This is a genomic window from Aureispira sp. CCB-QB1, assembly GCF_000724545.1.
Lineage (GTDB): Bacteria > Bacteroidota > Bacteroidia > Chitinophagales > Saprospiraceae > Aureispira.
The window spans coordinates 17,559-36,288 of the sequence record NZ_JHBV01000023.1; the positions used below are offsets into that span (position 1 = coordinate 17,559).

Below are 18,730 nucleotides of genomic sequence, written 5' to 3' on the forward strand. Positions count from 1 at the left end.
AATGAACCGAGTAAATACAATCAAATTACACCGACTGATTAAGTCGTTAAAAAAAGAAGAAAAACGATTCTTTAAGCTTTTTACTAAAAAACAAAAACGAAAAGAAGAGGTTTTTTATCTAAAAATATTTGATTACCTAGATAAGTTAGAAGTAGTTGATCGAGAGAAGTTTAAAAAGAAATTTAAAGGAGTGAAAGGTCTAAGTGGGCTGCAAAATTATCTTTACAAACTGATTCTTAAAAGTTTAAGAAACCAACCTGCTTACCAAGATGTTGATGCTGTTTTGCGTGAAGGTTTAGCTGATTTGGCAATCCTTTTTCAAAAGGAATTGCTAGTAGAGGTAGAAGAAAAAATTCAAGAACTGCTAGAACTGGCCATATTGCATGATAAGGTCTTTTTTCTTCCAATATTCTACGATTGGTGGTTTGTTTTACACAACACTCGTTTTCGTTATGCTAATATAGAAGTGTCTGATTTTGAAAGAAATACACAGCGATACGAGGCAGCAATCAAAGCTTTAAACGCTTTTTATTTCTATAGAACGCATACAGGAAAGTTAATGTATACCGTAGAGGGAAAAAATTCAAGACAGGCTTTTGATGCTGTTCTTGCCATAAAAGAGTCGTTGCCAGTGTATAATCCTCAAGAAAATACCTATGGTATTACGACAAGAGCACAAGAGTTGCAATTGAGAAAAATGTTAGGAAATGTTTTAATGGATCCCAACGATTCTTATTGCTATTCTCATCAACTTTACGAAGAACTCAAACAACAGCCGCAAGAGGTTTTTGAACATTGCAAATTATACTATTATTCGTCCTTGATTAGTATGTTAAACTTTGCGCCCAGTATCGACCAAATGCACATAATTATAGAAGAAATAGAATCGACGGTCTTAAAGTATCCTAAGAATATTGAGAATAAAAATATCCATATGCATGTGCTTCTGGGTAAAATGGATATACATCTTTTATTGGGGGATTTTGAGCAATTTGACCAACTTCTCATCGATAATAAGGAAAAGGTAGCATTTATCAAAAACTACTCGCACAGTCATTATAGAAGTTTGTTTCATTACAAAAAAGCGTTGTACCATTATGCTAAAAAAGAGTACTATGAAACGCTAATTATTATTGATGATTTTTTGCTGAAAAAGGAGGTTAATAGTTTGATTAAAAACCCTAGTTTGTTACTCAAGATGATTATTTACTATGAAGAGGAGGAGTATGTCTTGCTCACATCATTGTTAAAAAATCTTCGACGATTGCTTAGAAAAAATGAATTGTTGCTGGAAACTGAAAAGGGATTAATTGACTTGTTGAATAACTTGATTAAATTACCCAAACAAGAGCACAAAGAAAAAATGATTGCTATTCGAAAGAAAATGGTGGAACAAATTTCCAACTCGCCCAATTACAAGGAGGAGTTTTTAACATTTTTTAATTATATAGGTTGGATTGATCACCAAATAGATGGTTCGCCTTTTAAGCAGTTGTTTTTTAGGCATACTGGAGTTATTGAGGTGGGGGAGGCTGAATAGTGAAAATAATCAAACAAGAATTGAAAAAAGAATAACAAAGAGCGAATGAAACATTTAATAGTTGTATTATTTTTTCTGATGAACTGTTCTATAAAGATTGTTTTTTGCCAAAGATCCGATAGGGATCCACTATTAAATTCTAAAACTAAAATCATGGAGGCAATAACTCTAAGAAATGATAGTCTCAAACTAGAGCTGCTTGAAGCGTTACTCAGTAAAAAAGGAGATAAACGTATTAATAACACATGGTTTGAATATACGAATGAAGCTACTCAACAGAATTTTAACGCTAAAAAATCAAAAACTATTCAAGAGGCTAATTTAGGAACTAATCAGTTTATTGCATTATATTTGATTAGTGCCATCTATTATGGGGATTTAGAATTTTGTGAACAAATTCAAATTCAGTACATGAACTCAACGAATGAAGTTTCTCAAACAACGAATTTGAAATATAAATTGTGTCGAACATTCAAAGGAGAATCGTTTGTAAGATATAGAGTTGTTGATAATAAAATAGTTACGAAGTTATATCTTATTTATAAAAGGTGGTACAAAGCTGCTAAAGCAAAGGGATTAAAGAATGTTCCTCCACCACTAAATGGCACTGTATTTAAGTGGGATGGGGAGCGATAGATGTTTATTGAAATGCTCAGGAACAAACTCTTTAAGAAAAAAAGATATCAATATAAAACAACTCCTAGTTGTGATAATAAGATATATCCATTTAATTGTCCAACAAGTACCAAGACAATCCTTATCAATAGATAAAGTGATCCAACTGTTTGTATTCGCTTTTTTTTAGACACAGAAAAGAATTGTTTATATTTCAAAATAACCATTACGTTCGTAACTGTGGAGGGTTTGCAAAAGGTCTAAAGGAAACCTAAATTCATACCTCTTATTCATTTTTACTACTGTATTCAACAACGTCATTTATGGATATTGATTTTAAAAAAAGAGTGCTTTCTACGATACAAGAATGTTGCAACCAATCGATTGCCGAAATAGATTTTTCTATTGGAATCTCCCAAAATAACACTTTTATAAAAAAAATAGAGCAAGATGCTGGGCTGGTTTTTCATCAGGACATTCACGAGTTCTATAAAAAATTAGATGGATTTCGATTATCGTGGGTTTTAGAAAAAAATAACCATAAAAATCTAGAATTTCGGAATCAGATCTGGGGAAGTATCCATTTTTATAATTTAGAAAAAATTTTCATTCACAACAATAAAAAAGCACCTTGGAAGGATATCTTATGGTTTGATTTTGAGCATGATGAAAAAGAAACCTTGCAATTGTTAAGACCTTTTGATTTTCATAATGGGGATATCACATCTTGTGGATGTTTCAAAGTTGTAGATGGATTTGTTAGCAACGAAGTTTACTATTATGACTTAGAGTATGGGATTATCAAAATGAAAATGAATTTCTTAGATTATGTAGATAAAGTGTTGATGTATAAGGGATTTATGAATTGGCAAAGGGCGTTTGTTGGGGGGCGAAAACGGGATGTAATAAACATGAACAAGGCAGTAGATGAGTTCCTGTCATGACGCTAGTACACCGTTTTATTAGTTATTATTCGTTTTTTATGACTTTAAATAACTTCAACTATTAAACCAACTTGAAAAGTTTGAAGTGTCAACTAATCTCTCGATCCCTAAAGTTGGATTTTCTTTTAAATTTAAATTGTTTTTTTTCAACCAGTCAGAATAATCATTGATGATTTTTTTATCTGCTTTGTTTTTAATATAAGTTTTATTTATGTAATTAGTGGTGAAAGTTTGGCTAGGGTGTGGAATTAAGTTTGGGCTTAATTTATGGTTTTCAATCGCAGACAAATAATCATATATAAACTCAGGACCATAAGGCATGATTTCTAGAAAATCGTTAATGCTTTCACCGAAAACGTTACATGGTGTACCTTCACTATCAATCCAAACAATATTTTTCTTATTATCTTTTTCCCAAATACATACGACTGATCCTGATTTATCAGAAAAAATAGGCACCAATTCTTTACCATTCAATAAACTTGAAAAGAAAGAAGGATTCTTGATATATTCATAACCAAAAATATACGTTGAAAATTTTGAAATGAGATTTTGTATTAGCATATTCTAATATTCGTTGGGTGATCGACTAGTTACGGTCTAGAATCGTTACTTTATTGATATCTAAGGTAATTAATTATATATTTTTTAAATATTTAACCCCTTAATTATCAATTAATTAAGGGGTTTTGTGGAGCTGGAGAGAGAATACTGAGCAGCTCTTAAGTTTAACTAAATCAGTTGCTTATATATTTAATGATAATGCTATTCAAGCTGAAGCTATTATCTTTGTAATCCTTTTTTATCCAATGGATAGGTAACAGGTTAATTTTTTTGTAGACTTAATAATATATCTAATATATATTGGAAAATGAGTTGTCGTATGTCATGTCACAAATAAAGAAAAAAGCTAACTAACTAAAGCTATAGTTTGTGGGAAAGCCTAAATTTGTTCCCATTTTCAAAAAGTGCGTCCAACACGTCCAACACGTCCAACATGAAAAACTACGAATAAGAGCTAAAAACGCTGAAAGCCTTTATATATAATAGATAGAGTTAGATAAATAATAATAATAATAGTGTTGGTAGCTGTTGGTTCTTGTTGGAAACAGCCCTCAAAATGTTGGTCGGTGTTGGTCTATTATACTTATTTATATAAGTTATGAAAATGTTAACAAACCAACAATTAAGGGGTTCGTCCAACAAAAAAGGGGCTGTTTCCAACAAATCCAACACAAGTCCAACAGGGTTTTGTTTTGAATGTCAATTGTTTATATAAAATGTTGGTCGTGTTGGTCGTAAAATCCGAAAATTTAAAATCTAGGAACTAAAAAAAGAAACACCCCCGCTTTTTGAACTTGTCACTTTTTAGGGATAGAATAGATGTTTTAATAAATATATTCTATCTCTACCGATCCTTTGGCTGAATCAAAAGTAAAATCTAGAGTTATGTTAGTATCAGTAAAAGGAAATGCTCTTGCTAGAGAAGGAATATATGCCCCAAGTGCCATTGTATGATCAGAGGTTCCATCCTCATCATATAATGCTATATCATAACTAATCCCAGAGGAAAGCTCTATATTAGGTGTATAGACTAAAGGCAAAGAGTTTGCGGTAACATTTTGTATAATTGGACTTTGGTAATGTTCTATTTTTGACCAAGTTCCTGTATTAGATAATGTGGATTCTGTTATGGTTAGGTATGCATCTGGTCCGCTTGAATCGTGAGGATCCCAGTTAGATTGATAATCTACATTGGTGAGCGTTATTTTTTTTATCTTGATTTTACGAGGTTTACTTTTTATAGTAATTTCTTCTGTAGAAGTATAGTTTTTCCCTCCACTGGTTACGGTTAATTCAACAGTGTATGTTCCTGCTGTTGTATAAGTATTACAATATGGTGAACCTCCTCCATAGCGACCATTACCAAAGTTCCAAGCATAATTATCATATCCAGTACTAGAGGCTTCAAAACATATACTTTCGCCTTCATATAGATCACCATCGTAGCCTATACTAAAAACTGGTGGTGCTTTTTCACAGGAATTAAAAGCGGTTATTGTGAATAATCCTAAAAGGAGTAGAGCGAATAGGTTTTTCATTAGATTCAAGATTAAAAAAGTGAGTTAAAACAGGGATTTGACCATATACAATAGGACGTTATATACTAGTCTATTTTTGAGAGAGCAGCTCAATGATGGCTTCTTTGTCTTTTAGTTGTGCCTTCAGCTGAGTAACAATTTCATTTAGTTGGGTAATCGTTGTATTTAGATGTTCGATTTCTTTTAAATATAAGGTTTCATTTATACTTTTGTTTTCTATGCTATTATGATCTCCAATACTAGATATGGTACCTTGGTTTATTATTTTTTGCTCCTCCTTTGATAATGTTTTTTTAGTAAACATTTCTCCTTCTCCTGTTAATAACCAATGAACATCTATTCCCATATTAGCTAATGGTATTAGTAATATTGAACTAGGCAAGGTTTCATCTTTTACAGCTCTAATTATAGCTGTTCTTGACACATTTAGTTCTTTTGCTAAAGTGGTTGCGTTTTTTTTGTGTATGTCTAGTATTAGTTTAAGTCTTTCTCCAACAGTCATTTATGGGTGTATTGAATTTTGAATTGATTTTTTTAGATCAAAAAATGTTCTTTAAAGTTTGTTTTTGTGCTAATAAAGTCATTTATTTGTATAACAAAGTTACAAACATTGATACCTGAAAGTTTCTAACATTGACATAGCAAAGTTGGCAACATTGACCCCTCAAAGTTGGAAACATTCGGCATTAAAATACAACTTTTTGCTAATATGAAGGCAAAAAAAAGACTGTAAATAAGGGTTCATATAAAAAGAAGGTCGCTATTGTTGTAGCATTGGAATTTCAGGGGTGTTATTTCAAACCTTCTTTTTCCTTTAAAAAATCGCCTCATAAGAGGTTCATTTGGGTTTTAAATTAGGGTTTTAATTTTCTAGCGTGCCGTGGGATGGTACGCTAGTTTCCCTAAACCAGCTTGCACTCAAAAGGAGTGGTCATAAATATGAATTTAAATTAAAAAAAGGGGGAAGGCTTTCTAAGTCTTTCCCTATTCAAACCACTCTATTCAATTATATATATCGGTTCCTCAAAAAAAGAAGGAATTCAAAGCCTCCCACACTGCTACTTATGCGGTGTGGCGAAGCTTTGCCCAAAACCAAGCAACAACAATGCAAACATTCGACAAATACTTACAAGAAAACTTAACAAAGGCAGATTATGACAATCTACCGACAAAGCTCAATATGACTAAAAATAAGCTTGGAAGGCGTTTGAGAGAGCCTAGTCTATTCACCTATAAGGACTTATTAATTATTAACGGCTTGTTACTAAATGGTGTAAGAGCAATAGACTTGGTAGAGAGGTTAGATGCAGGGATTGATACACTTACCGTTCGAGAAATGCGCCTTTTGCAAGTAGTAAATTCTTAAAATATTGGGAAGTGAAGGAAAGGGCAAATACAGATCTACACTTAAAACAGTATCCATTTTTAACTCAAGAGTTTTTTACGGATCCTAAATTGTTGCTTGATATTCTGAATATGCTAATTGAATCTCCAAGGAATCAAGAGCGAATAGTATATGGGCATGATGGACATGTTGTTTCATTTGATATAGAAGATAATGAGGACAATAGAATACTACTTAGTGGACTTAAAAGTAGTGTTATAAGCGATTGTGATAAGTTGAAGGTCTTTAATAAAGCAGAGTTGGAGCATGATGTCAAAGGAATTGAATTAGTTGGATTGCTTTATATACATATTCAAACTTATAGCCATGAACACTGGATATACTATGATGAGTATGAAGTCGAATTTTACCAATCTAAGGAAACATAATACTAGACAACACAAAACAGCAGACAGAAAATGAAAAAGAAAAGAATGAAAACAGTAGAGCGTGATGGAATCAAGATTGAAATTAGCTTTCAATGTGGAGAAATGAATTATGACATTAAAAATGGAGCGCAAAGAGCTAAATCCAATGATTTGCACCAAGCATTATCCAGCGCTCAAGTACCACAACGGAAAACAAATTTTTTAATCAGAGGTGTTAAACAAACGCTTGGTTTATAATAGGATGATAAATGAACAACAGGACTTTCTTACTATTGATTTTTGCCAAGGGAACACAGCGATACGTACATTTTTTATTGTTCTATTCTTCTTTTTATGAAGAAGGGCAAAGGGTCAAAAAAACGCTTGGAAAGGGTTGGATTCTTTCTAACATCCAAGATGCTGAGGACACAGGAGGAATTTTATTTGATGCAGGTAATTTGCCTGTGAATACAAAGTGCTTGTTGGAGGTGCAGCAAGCAGAAAAGGAGGAGCTGAGCCAATTGCTCAACAACCAATAGGAACGATACTTAAACATGCAATTAACATAGATGAACAGGGCAGACAAAGGGTCTGCCCTCTGCTAAGGTTTATTGAAAAACTTATGACACTTTGCTTTGATTCTGAATGCTTAGCGACTAACAATATTATTTATCTATTAAAAACAAATTTCAGATGAAGCCAAAGAAAAAAAGAAAGGCAGCATTGCCCAAAACCGAAAAGATTATTGGTAAGGGCATTCGAGAGGAAGATCTCAATCAAAAACGATTACAAAAACTAAAACCAAAGAAAAAGAAGTAAGCCTATGAATAGAAAGGATTATAAACTAGTCTCTACCCTTGATGATAAAAGTGGATATTCAGGATTAGATCGTTTCTGGAATCGACAAGGATTTCAAAGTTTTTACAAGTCATTTAGAAAAGGTTCGGACCTACCTAAATACATAAAAGACAACCCTGTTAATGTATTATCTGTACAAGATCGCTACAAATTGAGAGGAATTCAATTTGGCAATTGGTTGTCTCAAGAAGATCGGTTCAATTATACAGCAGCACTTTACATTTGCTTGTATGATTTGAATAAGGTGCTCAAATTCAAAGATAATAACATAGGCTTAGATGGTGCTTTAGGAATTGCATTTGGAGCCAGAGGAAGAAGTAAGGCACCTGCTCACTTTGAAGCGTCAACAGATATTATCAATATGACACGATACAAGGGGGATGCTTCGGTTCCTAAAAGGATTCGATTTGTCAACTCTGGGGGCGTAGGTGCTTTGGCACATGAGTACGGGCATTTCTTGGATTACTACTTTGGAGCACACTATGAGCCTTATTCTGGTATCTATGCGCTCACAAATGGGCGCTCAGAGAACAAAAGTAGAATTGACTACCCAAAGGCGAACAAAATGCGAATTATAATAGAAGACATTTTGGAACAAGCTTATTGGGCTGCACCAGGAAAAACTTCTGCTTATTATCAACGGATTCGCAAAGTGACAAAAGATGGTTATTGGGTTAGAAGGAATGAAATTTTTGCCCGTCTATTTGAACAGTACATTAGTTATAAGCTCAACAAAATAGGCGTGAACAATAGCTTTTTAAATGACCCCAAATACAACATGCTATTCTATTACTATAATCAAAAAGAACTGAAAAGGGTAGTGCCTTTATTTGATGCGTTGGTTGCAGAAATGAGGACACATTTCTAAACTGATTTTTTTACTGAGGCGGTAGGGATCTATCGCCTCAATAAACAATAAGCTAATGACTGATAAAGCGGAGCGTTTGGGAGTTGGTCATTTTAGAGTAAATGGTCAAGAAATAAAATTCGCACCAGTAGAAGGAGCCACCTTTGAATGGACGAGAATTGAGCACCAAACGGAATTAACAGATTTAGAAGAAAAGAAGGTAAAAGCTTTGGGCTATGATCGAGATAAAGTGCTACAAGTGAAAGCTTGTTTGGAGCGTGGAATGACCAAAATGGGTATTCATAAGTTGACGAGTATAGCAAGAAGTACTATTGATAATTATCTAAAAATCATGTCCAAAAAAGACATGAAAATACACTAAAAAGACATGGAAACTACAAAAAATCTCGATTGTGTATTTTTTAACTCATTGGTTTGTAGTGATTTGTTTACAGGAACTACATATCCTATTTTATTGATACTAGTGCCCCTCTTCTTGTTGATAATAGGGGGTTATTGGCAGCATAAACGGGGCATTGCTCAAGCGGCTAAACGTCAAGATCAAGCTGAAGCTGCAAGGCTGTTGAAATTGATGCACATGGTCAAAGATTATAGTTTTAGACGTACGCCTATTGTCTGCTCTACCAAAGATGAGAAGTTATACTATGAAAAAGTATTGAGGGAATACAATAATGTAGGGCGAAAAGTGGAATACATCGAGCGCAAAAAAGAGCAAAGCAGCCACCAATATCAAGCTGTCAAAGCTCAATTTACAAGATACTATTGTGCTGCTAATAGAGATGTAATTCGCATGGGGGAAGAAAATGCAGGGCTTTACTGGGATGGATTGATAAAGAAAGGTCTGTTAGATTATTTGAGCACTCCTAAAGGACCGAATTGGGAAGCTTCTCAAAAGTACATACTAGAAGTAACAAAATACCTGGTAAAAAATGATAAGCCTAGACCTAGTGATCAAGCCAAACAGAAGCTGGCTCTTGATATAATGCCTAGTGATAGGATTGGTTAATATAAAAAACATAAATCAATGGATTTAACTACAAATGAGGCTATAGTTGATTATCAACAGGATATTTTCTTCAATTCAATAGATATACTCAGAATGTCAGTAAAGGAAAGTGCTATACCTCTTGCTTTTATTGAGGAGGTGAAAAAGTCAATTGAGACGGATGCTGTTTGGGTTGCTTGCCAAAGAGCAGAAGTTCTTGAAAAAATAGAGGTTGAGAACTTTCTATGTTTTGGAACCAAGGCTCCTACTGATGAACTGGCAGCGGCTCATCTGACTCTATTCGGTAGTTTCTTGCAGCTAGTCTATTCTGTTGGATTTAGAAGAATGAAAGTAATGCGGTTCAAAATAATTGTCAGAACGGCTATTCATAACCTTGAAGTATTTATCAAAGAAAATCAAAATAATTATGAATCATAGAAAATTTAATGCCTTAAGAAACAACTTATCAAATGCTATAATCTTACTAGAAGAATTGGTGAAAGATGGTGTTGTCAACATTGTAGATTATGTAGAACTGAAATCAGCTATTGAACATGATTATAAATTAATACTAAAGGAACGTCCTAATAATGAAAGTGAATTCAAAGCGTTCGCACATAAAATGTGGATGGGAGACAGAGCTCTAGCCTTGGATCCCAGTACTATCAATAAAGAGGTTTTGGTAGGAATGTATATTTTTCACTCTTTTGCTAGTGTGGCTGTTTGGTTCTCCTTATGGGAAATGGATGCAAAGCAATTAGGAATATTGATAGAGGGGCAAATACATTCAATGGATGAGTTCAGTAAAGCATATTCAAAAAACACCTTAAAAACAGATGAAAATGGAAGCAAATAAGACCAAAGAGCTACTAAAAAAGTGGCATTCAGAATACCCAACGGCTTGCAATATCCTTATGAAATCCATAGAGGCAATTGATGAGCAATTAGAAAATACTTCAATCCCTAGTGATATGATTGCAGAATTTCATCTTGCAATAGGGCAAGATATTATTGCACACATGCAAAGCGATACAAACGAAGGAAACTTGGAAGCCATTCGTTTTGATCAGCTGAATAGTTTGATGGAATTTAATTGGTGTGGCAAACGCTATGTAAAGTTTAAGAATGATTTCTCTGGTCTAAAACCTAATTGCAAGTGCATAGATACAGATACCTTTCACAAGTTCAAACCTGATGATAGTTGTTTGATTCCTACCAAATTTGTCAAGCATCAAAATTCTGTTTCTTGTTAGCGATCAGTGATTGCTTGCCTATTGAATTGTCAAAGAAAGCTAATGAGCTTGACCACGTACAATCCTATTTAAAAAGATAAATACCCTTAACATGTATATAACGAACATAGAGACCTTACAGAAGCAGTTTAAAATAGAGGATGTCGTTAAGAAATACTTTCCTGAATGGAATGGATCCGCAAAGATGTGTTGTCCATTCCATAAGGAAAAAACACCCAGCTTCTCCATATCTATTCCAAAGAATATAGCCACTTGTTTTGGAGGTTGTGGAACGCATAACCCTGTGAATTTTGTAAAAAAAATGGAGGGCTGTGAGTGGATTGAAGCCGTTGAAATTTGTGCAAAATTGCATCAACTAGAAATTGTTTACGACAAAAAACTAAGCCCTGATCAGATCGCCAAACAGAAAGCAAAACAAAACAAACAATTTAGCTTATTGGCAACAAACAAACTGGTTACAGAGGCTTATTTTTCCCAAGCTTATGCTGAGGGGGTGCCTGATGTGGTTGAATTTAAAAACGATGCTCAAATTCGCAACTTATCAAAAGAAACGGTTGAAAAGTTTCAAGTTTGTACCACTCCTAATTCATGGGATTTTATACAGAGACAGAAGCTAGAGCAGGAACATCTTTTAGTACTTGATATTATTGCTAAGAATGATAAAGGTGGTTTTTATGACGTGTTTAGAAACAAACAGCTGTTCCCAATACATGGCAGAAATAATAAAATAGTAGGTTTTGCAGGCAGGCAATTAGAGACGAACAACAAATATCCTAAGTATAGAAATACCAAGGAAACGGCTATCTACAGAAAAAAAGAATTGCTGTATGGTTTGTATCCGCAAGCTTCAATTATTAGAAAACAAGGCGTTGCTTATTTATCAGAAGGTTATTGGGATGTGTTGACTCCTTATGATAATGGTTTTAAAGGGGTAGTGGCTACTTGTGGCACGGCATTAACTACTCAACAAGCGAAACTATTAAAGCGCTTTACTACTCGTGTTTGTTGGTTGGCAGACAACGATTCTAATAAAAAAGAAAATGCAGGATTAAAGGCAGTTAAAGAAGCTTTGCCCATTCTGATCAAAGAACAGCTGCAAGTTGATCTTGTTATTTTTCCAGAAGGAGAGGATCCTGATAGTTATATGCGTTTGGTAGGCTATACTAAGTTTGAAGAGTACGTACGACACCACCGAAAAGATGCCATTCTTTGGTATGTAGAGGAAGCTTTTGAGGATAGCCAGAAGAGCGCTTTTGATGTTGCTTTTATAACAGAATCCGTTATTGATGTTATCAAATACATACAAAACGAAAATGTTATTGATGTTTACTGTGCTCAAATTACGAAGATTCTAAATACTAAAATCAGTACATTCCGAATTGAACTGAATGAGGCGAAGAATGAACTTATCAAAGCCTCTTCTGAAGATGGTAATTTAGAAGGAGGACTAACCAGGGACCAAAGCCTAAGCGTATTCAAATACGGCATCTATGAGATGAATAATATGTTGATGTGTAGTAAGGCAGATGGGGATCATGTTTCTGTTTCTAATTTTATTGTAAAGCCTTTGTTTCATTTATCCTCCAAAGAAAATCCTAAGCGACTTTTTGAAATTGTAAATACTCAAGGTCAACGAAGGATATTAGACACAGAGACAACCAATTTAGTAAGCTTAGATAAGTTTAAGAATATAGTTGAATCACAGGGGAATTTTGTGTTTTCTGGGAATGCGATTCAATATGGTCGCCTAAAGCGCAAGATTTATGATATGATGCAGACTTGTTATGAGGTGGATGTTTTGGGCTATCACAATGATGGATTCTATACCTTTGGTAATGGTATTTATACCAAAGAAAAAGGCTTTGTTCCTTCGGATAAATACGGCGTTTTAGAGTTCAATAAAAAGCAATATTTCTTGCCTGCTTTTAGCGACATCTATAAAGATTCAGACATGTTGTATGATGAAGAAAAAAACTTTATCTACAAAGAACCAAAAATTAACTTTAAAGAGTGGGCAGCGTTGTTTTGCAAGGTGCATGGAAAGCATGGGCAAATAGCTTTATGTTTTTATATAGCGGCTCTTTTTCGTTCCCATATTCAAAAGCATGTGAAGTTTCCCTTATTAAATTTATTTGGACAACCTTCTACTGGTAAAAGTTTGCTAGCAGAAAACCTACTGTATATGTTCAGCAAGAAGGCAAAAGGCTTTAATATCCATAGTGGAACGAAGGTCGGTTTGTTTAATAAATTGATGGTAGTACGGGATGGCTTAATTTTATTTGAGGAGTACAAAAATTCAATTGATCACCAAAAAGTAGAAGCCTTAAAATCTATCTATGATAATCTAGGTAGAGAACGGGGGCAAAAGGCAGCCAGCAAGAATTTAACGACTCCTATTTATTCAACAGCAATCGTCTCAGGTCAAGAGTTGCCAACTGCGGATGTGGCATTGTTTACACGCTGTATTACTTTGGCATTTTCAAAAACAAACTATAGCCAAGAAGAAAAAGAACGAGCTGCTAAATTACAATCCTATCGAGGTGTTTTATCAGGTGTAACAGCTCATCTTACCACTTTACGCCCATTGGTAGAAGAGAAGTTCTTAGATAGCTACAAAAAGCGATTTAGAGAGCTTAGAAACCATTGCCAATCAGAAGGAGTTTCTTCTCGTATGATTGAAAATAATTCGATTCTATTAGCAGTCTATGAAACGCTAAAAGATACGCTAGATTTTCCTTTTAAGGACGATGATCTATTTCACAATATATCGGATAATTTGTTTGAGCAGAATAGACAGATTAGCAAAGAGAACGAGGTCTCTGTGTTCTGGGCCTTGATTGAATTTTTGTCTGCCTCTAGGCTAATTACGCATGGAGAGGATTATGTGATTAAAATTGATCCCAAAAAGGACCCCAATAAATTACTACTGTACATCAATTTTAATAGAGCTTATCCCTTATACAGAGAAAAGCACAATACTCAATATGGTAAACAGGGCTTGAATAAGACAAGTTTACAACACTATTTGAAATCGCACCATACGTTTCTAGAAACTAAAAAAGCGGTTCGGTTTGGTAAGAAAAATACGTCTGCTTTTGTCTTTGATTATGAAAAATTAGACTTGAGCCTAACAGGAGCACCAGAGGAAAAAGATACTCAACCTGGTTTTAGTGCCAAGGATTGGGCAGAGCAGGAGGAGCATGAAAGAATTATGAATCAATCTAAAACGGAAGCTGTATAAAATGATATTAACCCGACTAGGTAATAAAAGAAAATTATCAAAATCAATATACTCTTACTTTCCTCTACATCAAATGAGAGTAGAATTGTTCTTTGGAGCAGGAGGATTGTTTTTTAATGTTCCAAAACCTAAATACAACATTTTAAATGATTTGGATGATGATGTTACCAATTTGTTTTTAGTAGTGAAAGAACAAAAACAAGCCTTATATAGAGCAATAGAGTTATTGCCTATTAGCAGCTCTTTAGTGAAGCATTGGAGTCAAAAAAAAGAATCTGATCCTTTGTATAAAGCTATTCGGTTTTTGTTCTTGAGCAACTTTACTTATTTGGGTAAGGGGAATACTTTGCGACTAGGTTTAGATAATGCAAAAGCAAACTTATTGAAGCAGATAGAACCCACATTTGAAGCTTTAAAAGATGTCAAGATAACCAACTATGACTTTAGAGAGGTATTGAGCAAAATATCTTATTCTAAAACAGTTCTTAATAAAGAAAAGGTCTTTTGTTATTTGGACCCTGTTTATTTAGATACGAACCACTATTACAAAGTTCCAAATTGGACCAAGACAGATAGTTTAGATTGTTTGAACATTATGCACGATTCAGGGATCAAATGTGCTATGAGCGAATTTGCACATCCTTTTATACTTCAAGAAGCTAAAAAACGAGGATTTAACATCATTCCATTACGAGAACGTCAGAATATCAAGAACAGGAAGATAGAAGTGCTCATTACTAACTACCAAATTCAGCCTACTTTATTTTAATAAGATTCAATCATTATGACAGAAAAACAAAGAAAAATTATCAATCTACTGCGAGCGAACAAAGAGCCAATGTCTAAGAGCGAACTTTTAAAGCATTTTGGACACTGGTATTATTACAATGCTTCTAAACACTTGGGAGATATATTATCTAGGATGGTAGATAATAATTTACTGCACCGCCCTTCTCGTGGTTATTATGCTTTAGGAAACAATGCTACACCAAACAATCAAATGAGCCTTTTTTAAGAATAAATATTTTGAAGATGAATTAAATGAATAATTATGACAGAGAACAAAAGATGTGTAGTAATCCTAGTGAAAGGATATGATAGAAGGAGATATTTTAATTCTTTTGGAAAGAAGAACCGTTTATGTACTGCTTGGAGTTTAGCAGGTGCAAAGATGTTTTTATCTGAAGAAAGGAAAGAATATAAAGCCGTTGTAAAAAAGCTACAAGCAAAGAATTTAGAATATGAAACGGTTGAAGTCTCAACTTTTGATGATTCTTTTGAATTTGGGTATCAGGGATACTACTTTACCCCAATAAGGAAGAATTTTTATCTGTTTGCTTGGGGAAGGTATGAATTTGATATAAGAGATTTAAGAGCCTATTTTTTTCAATCTAAATACAATAAAACAGACAAGTTAAATATCAGCTTTGAAGCTCGTTTTTATATGATTATTGGTGAGGTTTTAAAACTAATAGGCGATAATGATTTAGAAGAAGTTTTGAGCGATTATAACAAGGCAGTTAATAAGAATCTTGAGCCTGTTAAATTTGATGATGATTTACCATATTAAGCCCTGAAATAACTGTATTAGTGTTTGACAAAAAGGCTTTTTAAGAATAAATATTAACACCCCTACTATTTATTTTATAATCAATAACAATTTAGAACAATGAAATTGAAATTTCAAAAAGAATTAAAAGGGGGCAAACCAACTGGTTTTGCAGAAAAGATTTTAGCAGGCTTGTATATAAAAGCTAAGAACTCAAAAGAAAAAGAGTTGTTAAAAGAATGGCATCAAAGAATGGCTAAGAAACAAATCATTGAGCCTTTTCTCAACTCTATACCAGATCGGTACAAACGATTCCCACCCAAATACCACACGATAAGAAGCCTCAAAAGCCCAATAGATATTGGTGATGATATAGAGTACTGCATCGCTGTAAGCAAGTCTAAGTATGTAGAATTTGCACCTTCAAAAAAGGTTTTATCTATTCAATATCTTCGTGTGCAAAAAGAACTTAAAGAAGGAACCATCCATTGGGGGCTAGACATTTCTAATGATAAAGAAACCTGGTTCTTTTTCTATGATGACATACAGCAATTAGCGCTTAATAATGGCTTTGATACTGCGGAAGGTTTGTTGGAATATTTAATTCCTGAAATGCCTGAAGAGGGCAAAGCATTAGAGGTAAAGAAAAAACTGGTGCATTGGACGAATTTAAGCTACCCTGCGCAGGCTTTAGAAGATGTGAATTCTGATATTGCTGAGAAATAATTTCCTCTTAAAAAGGAGTGTATAAGGTTACAAAAATGAATTTATGCACTCCGTTTTTGATGTAGAAAATGCCAATAAATGACTAAAAACCAAACTTTCGTTCATATCTCTCTACTATTTTAGCCCAGATTTTAGCCCAACCTTTCTTATGACTTCAAGGTGATCTAATTTTGAATAATTATTTCAACACTAAAAAGTCATGTTATGCAATACTTATTTTATATCAGCTTGCCCCTCATTCTCAGTCTTGTACTAGGAGTGAGGTTTTTGAAGTTTGAAGGGCACCAAAGACCAATATTAAACGAAGCTCCTAATGCACCCACCAATCCCCAAGGGCATAAAAAACGCCCTCCTCAAAAAGCAAGGTGCCAGCAATACTACCAACGAAAAAAACTCATCAATAGGACTAGGAATAGGTTAGCACGAAAAAGTAAACAAATTAATAGACGTATAAACAAACCTTGAAATTTATGGAAAGAGGCAACCATAAGAGCGACATCGTTAAGACACCAGGACTATTAAAAGAAGAGTTATTAAGTGTGCTTCAAAAACGCATTGACACGATTATAACAATTCAATCTAAGTTGATGGTAGAAGGATCAGAAGAGCGCTCTGCGGACATGGAAAATCATATTAATAACATTGTCCAAAAACATCTGCTAAACCTGGTAGATGAAATTAAATTATCTATTCAAAAAATTAAATCATTATGATGCAAAATGAAAACAACACCCCAGAAAACACCCCTGAAGTTATTGCTAAAAAAATAAGTGACCTAGACCCTTTAGCAGATAATGAAACGAATACTGAAAGTGATTTTGAAACTAATCTGGAAGATTCTGAGAATAATTCTGGAAAGAATCTGGAAGATTCTGAAAATAATTCTGGAAAGAATCTGGAAACGGTTGAAAAGCCCTTGGAAACGGACTTGGAAGAAATTGAGGAAGAGGATGGAAAAGTTTTGGAAGAATATGAAAATGGAGAAAATGGAAATAGTGGAACAGCATTTCAAGGAGAAAAGGTGACAAAAGTGGAAAGTACAGAAGACCCTTTGGGGGATGAGCCTGATCCAGAGCCAGAAGAACCAGAAGAGCCAGAGGTTAGCGATGAATTTAGATTGTGGCTGAGCAAAATGGCAGTAGATGGAATAAACTATCTAGATGAGATCAAAGCTCAAATTTGCGTTGCTTTTGGAGGTGGTTATGCTTCTGACTATGCAACAAACTCTTTTGTTAAAAAATCACTGATAACATCCGCCAAAGAACTAGCCAATCAAAAAGACCTAAAACCACCTTCACCAATGCAGGTATTCTTAATGTCTTTGGCAGCTATGACAGCACCCCCTATTTTGTTAGTCTTATTTAGACGACACATAAAGCCTGCTCCTCAAAATGTCAATAGAGAAAAGGCAGAGGCAGATGATATACCTGAAGCAGTTACAGATTATACCAATACAGCAGAATATCAGGAAGGAAGAAAACAATTTAAGGTTCATCCTAGTGGCGCTTATATGTATGGTTTGGGTGGTCGTAACGATTATAAAAGCGCAGGAGTAGCGGACTGTTACCCATCACCAGAGGTGCAAAAATTAATTAACGAAGGAAAAACAAGTAGTGAAATTAAAAAAATAATTTATGGCTAAACCTTTTATCCTTGTCACATTTGGAGAAATGGATGCAGGGAAGACGTATAATTTGGAGATAATCGTTAATGGCACGGCACGGACTAAAATTGTGTACAATTATGGGCAAAAAAAGGACTGGGAAGGCTATGAGCCAATAGAACTGGTCGAAGATAAAGGGAAGCTCTATTTTTTGCATAAGAAAAGTAGATTCCTTTTTGAGACCGCTTTTATGAAAAAGTTCAAGGGCAAAAAAGTGAAAATAGCAACGTGTTTTGATAGGAAACCATTGGATTTATTTTATGTCCAGGTTGCTAAAATGGATTCTAGTGTTCAATATGCTTTTTTGGTGATAGATGATGCGACCGCTGTTTTTGAAAATAGCTTGACTAGAGTAGAAAAAACGTTTATTTCTCGATGCAAGCATTCGGATATCAAAATAGCATTAGCCTCACATGATCCCCATTATTTTCCTAGACAATTATGGGGCTTGGTTACTCATGTAAGGCTGTTTAGAACAACCAATCCGCCGCCATTATCTAAGAAAGATATTATTCCATGTTTTGATGCTTTATTAGAAGCATGGGAGGTCTTACAAGATGCACCGAAATACTCTTATTACACATTAGATGTGAAACAAAAAGAATTAACATACACCCCATATAAACAACTATAA

The 18,730-nt window shown here is 34.2% G+C and carries 26 protein-coding genes; 23 read left to right on the forward strand and 3 right to left on the reverse strand.

The features are described 5' to 3' along the window. The first annotated feature begins 1 nt into the window (after window position 1). The 3 genes from CG11_RS10775 to CG11_RS10785 all read left to right on the forward strand — a co-directional run bounded on the left by CG11_RS10775 (window position 2) and on the right by CG11_RS10785 (window position 3,099). Window positions 2-1,540, forward strand: coding sequence for a hypothetical protein (locus CG11_RS10775; protein WP_052596020.1), 1,539 nt, complete (start codon window positions 2-4; stop codon window positions 1,538-1,540). A gap of 153 nt (window positions 1,541-1,693) precedes the next feature. After that, window positions 1,694-2,176, forward strand: a complete 483-nt coding sequence (locus CG11_RS10780; protein ID WP_156039741.1) for a hypothetical protein — start codon at window positions 1,694-1,696, stop codon at window positions 2,174-2,176. Between the two features lie 302 nt (window positions 2,177-2,478). Continuing rightward, on the forward strand, window positions 2,479-3,099 hold the full coding sequence (locus tag CG11_RS10785) for a hypothetical protein (protein WP_052596025.1): 621 nt from the start codon (window positions 2,479-2,481) through the stop codon (window positions 3,097-3,099). A 54-nt stretch (window positions 3,100-3,153) separates the two neighbouring features. Here the strand turns inward: CG11_RS10785 and CG11_RS10790 are convergent, their stop codons facing one another. The 3 genes from CG11_RS10790 to CG11_RS10800 form a co-directional block, all read right to left on the reverse strand. Further along, window positions 3,154-3,663, reverse strand: a complete 510-nt coding sequence (locus CG11_RS10790) for a hypothetical protein (protein ID WP_052596028.1) — start codon at window positions 3,661-3,663, stop codon at window positions 3,154-3,156. An 824-nt stretch (window positions 3,664-4,487) separates the two neighbouring features. Beyond that, the gene (locus CG11_RS10795) at window positions 4,488-5,201 is read right to left on the reverse strand and encodes a PKD domain-containing protein (RefSeq protein WP_052596030.1); all 714 of its coding nucleotides are present in this window, start codon (window positions 5,199-5,201) and stop codon (window positions 4,488-4,490) included. A 70-nt stretch (window positions 5,202-5,271) separates the two neighbouring features. Continuing rightward, the gene (locus tag CG11_RS10800; RefSeq protein WP_052596032.1) at window positions 5,272-5,703 is read right to left on the reverse strand and encodes a helix-turn-helix domain-containing protein; all 432 of its coding nucleotides are present in this window, start codon (window positions 5,701-5,703) and stop codon (window positions 5,272-5,274) included. Between the two features lie 603 nt (window positions 5,704-6,306). Here CG11_RS10800 and CG11_RS10805 point away from each other — a divergent pair. The 20 genes from CG11_RS10805 to CG11_RS10895 all read left to right on the forward strand — a co-directional run bounded on the left by CG11_RS10805 (window position 6,307) and on the right by CG11_RS10895 (window position 18,730). Continuing rightward, window positions 6,307-6,567, forward strand: a complete 261-nt coding sequence (locus CG11_RS10805; protein ID WP_156039742.1) for a hypothetical protein — start codon at window positions 6,307-6,309, stop codon at window positions 6,565-6,567. Between the two features lie 11 nt (window positions 6,568-6,578). Beyond that, window positions 6,579-6,974, forward strand: coding sequence for a hypothetical protein (locus CG11_RS10810; RefSeq protein WP_052596038.1), 396 nt, complete (start codon window positions 6,579-6,581; stop codon window positions 6,972-6,974). Window positions 6,975-7,004: 30 nt separating this feature from the next. Then, window positions 7,005-7,211, forward strand: a complete 207-nt coding sequence (locus tag CG11_RS10815) for a hypothetical protein (RefSeq protein WP_052596041.1) — start codon at window positions 7,005-7,007, stop codon at window positions 7,209-7,211. A gap of 11 nt (window positions 7,212-7,222) precedes the next feature. Continuing rightward, the gene (locus tag CG11_RS10820; RefSeq protein WP_052596043.1) at window positions 7,223-7,492 is read left to right on the forward strand and encodes a hypothetical protein; all 270 of its coding nucleotides are present in this window, start codon (window positions 7,223-7,225) and stop codon (window positions 7,490-7,492) included. Window positions 7,493-7,646: 154 nt separating this feature from the next. After that, complete coding sequence (locus tag CG11_RS30930; protein ID WP_255351930.1) at window positions 7,647-7,772, forward strand: hypothetical protein; 126 nt, start codon at window positions 7,647-7,649, stop codon at window positions 7,770-7,772. A gap of 4 nt (window positions 7,773-7,776) precedes the next feature. Further along, the gene (locus tag CG11_RS10825; protein ID WP_052596045.1) at window positions 7,777-8,679 is read left to right on the forward strand and encodes an LPD1 domain-containing protein; all 903 of its coding nucleotides are present in this window, start codon (window positions 7,777-7,779) and stop codon (window positions 8,677-8,679) included. Window positions 8,680-8,734: 55 nt separating this feature from the next. Further along, window positions 8,735-9,040 (forward strand): hypothetical protein, encoded by a 306-nt coding sequence (locus CG11_RS10830; protein WP_052596047.1) that lies wholly within the window; start codon window positions 8,735-8,737, stop codon window positions 9,038-9,040. Window positions 9,041-9,046: 6 nt separating this feature from the next. Continuing rightward, window positions 9,047-9,685 (forward strand): hypothetical protein, encoded by a 639-nt coding sequence (locus CG11_RS10835; protein WP_052596049.1) that lies wholly within the window; start codon window positions 9,047-9,049, stop codon window positions 9,683-9,685. A gap of 18 nt (window positions 9,686-9,703) precedes the next feature. Beyond that, window positions 9,704-10,102, forward strand: a complete 399-nt coding sequence (locus tag CG11_RS10840; RefSeq protein WP_052596052.1) for a hypothetical protein — start codon at window positions 9,704-9,706, stop codon at window positions 10,100-10,102. Continuing rightward, on the forward strand, window positions 10,092-10,520 hold the full coding sequence (locus CG11_RS10845) for a hypothetical protein (protein ID WP_052596055.1): 429 nt from the start codon (window positions 10,092-10,094) through the stop codon (window positions 10,518-10,520). The genes CG11_RS10840 and CG11_RS10845 overlap by 11 nt, the downstream gene beginning before the upstream one ends. Beyond that, window positions 10,507-10,917: a hypothetical protein gene (locus CG11_RS10850; protein ID WP_156039743.1), complete on the forward strand. Its 411-nt coding sequence runs from the start codon at window positions 10,507-10,509 to the stop codon at window positions 10,915-10,917. The genes CG11_RS10845 and CG11_RS10850 overlap by 14 nt, the downstream gene beginning before the upstream one ends. Before the next feature lie 91 nt (window positions 10,918-11,008). Next, window positions 11,009-14,158, forward strand: coding sequence for a DNA primase (locus CG11_RS10855; protein WP_072010992.1), 3,150 nt, complete (start codon window positions 11,009-11,011; stop codon window positions 14,156-14,158). A gap of 1 nt (window position 14,159) precedes the next feature. After that, window positions 14,160-14,927, forward strand: coding sequence for a DNA adenine methylase (locus CG11_RS10860; protein WP_072010993.1), 768 nt, complete (start codon window positions 14,160-14,162; stop codon window positions 14,925-14,927). Window positions 14,928-14,942: 15 nt separating this feature from the next. Next, window positions 14,943-15,173 (forward strand): hypothetical protein, encoded by a 231-nt coding sequence (locus tag CG11_RS10865; protein ID WP_052596064.1) that lies wholly within the window; start codon window positions 14,943-14,945, stop codon window positions 15,171-15,173. A 36-nt stretch (window positions 15,174-15,209) separates the two neighbouring features. Further along, entirely contained in the window at window positions 15,210-15,728 is a 519-nt protein-coding gene (locus tag CG11_RS10870) for a hypothetical protein (protein ID WP_052596066.1), read from the forward strand. Window positions 15,729-15,827: 99 nt separating this feature from the next. Beyond that, window positions 15,828-16,433, forward strand: a complete 606-nt coding sequence (locus CG11_RS10875; protein WP_052596068.1) for a hypothetical protein — start codon at window positions 15,828-15,830, stop codon at window positions 16,431-16,433. A gap of 204 nt (window positions 16,434-16,637) precedes the next feature. Continuing rightward, entirely contained in the window at window positions 16,638-16,898 is a 261-nt protein-coding gene (locus CG11_RS10880; protein WP_052596070.1) for a hypothetical protein, read from the forward strand. Between the two features lie 5 nt (window positions 16,899-16,903). Beyond that, window positions 16,904-17,146, forward strand: coding sequence for a hypothetical protein (locus CG11_RS10885; RefSeq protein ID WP_052596072.1), 243 nt, complete (start codon window positions 16,904-16,906; stop codon window positions 17,144-17,146). Continuing rightward, a complete protein-coding gene (locus tag CG11_RS10890; RefSeq protein ID WP_052596074.1) occupies window positions 17,143-18,075 on the forward strand; it encodes a hypothetical protein in 933 nt (310 codons plus the stop codon). The genes CG11_RS10885 and CG11_RS10890 overlap by 4 nt, the downstream gene beginning before the upstream one ends. Continuing rightward, complete coding sequence (locus CG11_RS10895) at window positions 18,068-18,730, forward strand: hypothetical protein (protein WP_052596076.1); 663 nt, start codon at window positions 18,068-18,070, stop codon at window positions 18,728-18,730. Before CG11_RS10890 ends, CG11_RS10895 begins: the two co-directional genes overlap by 8 nt.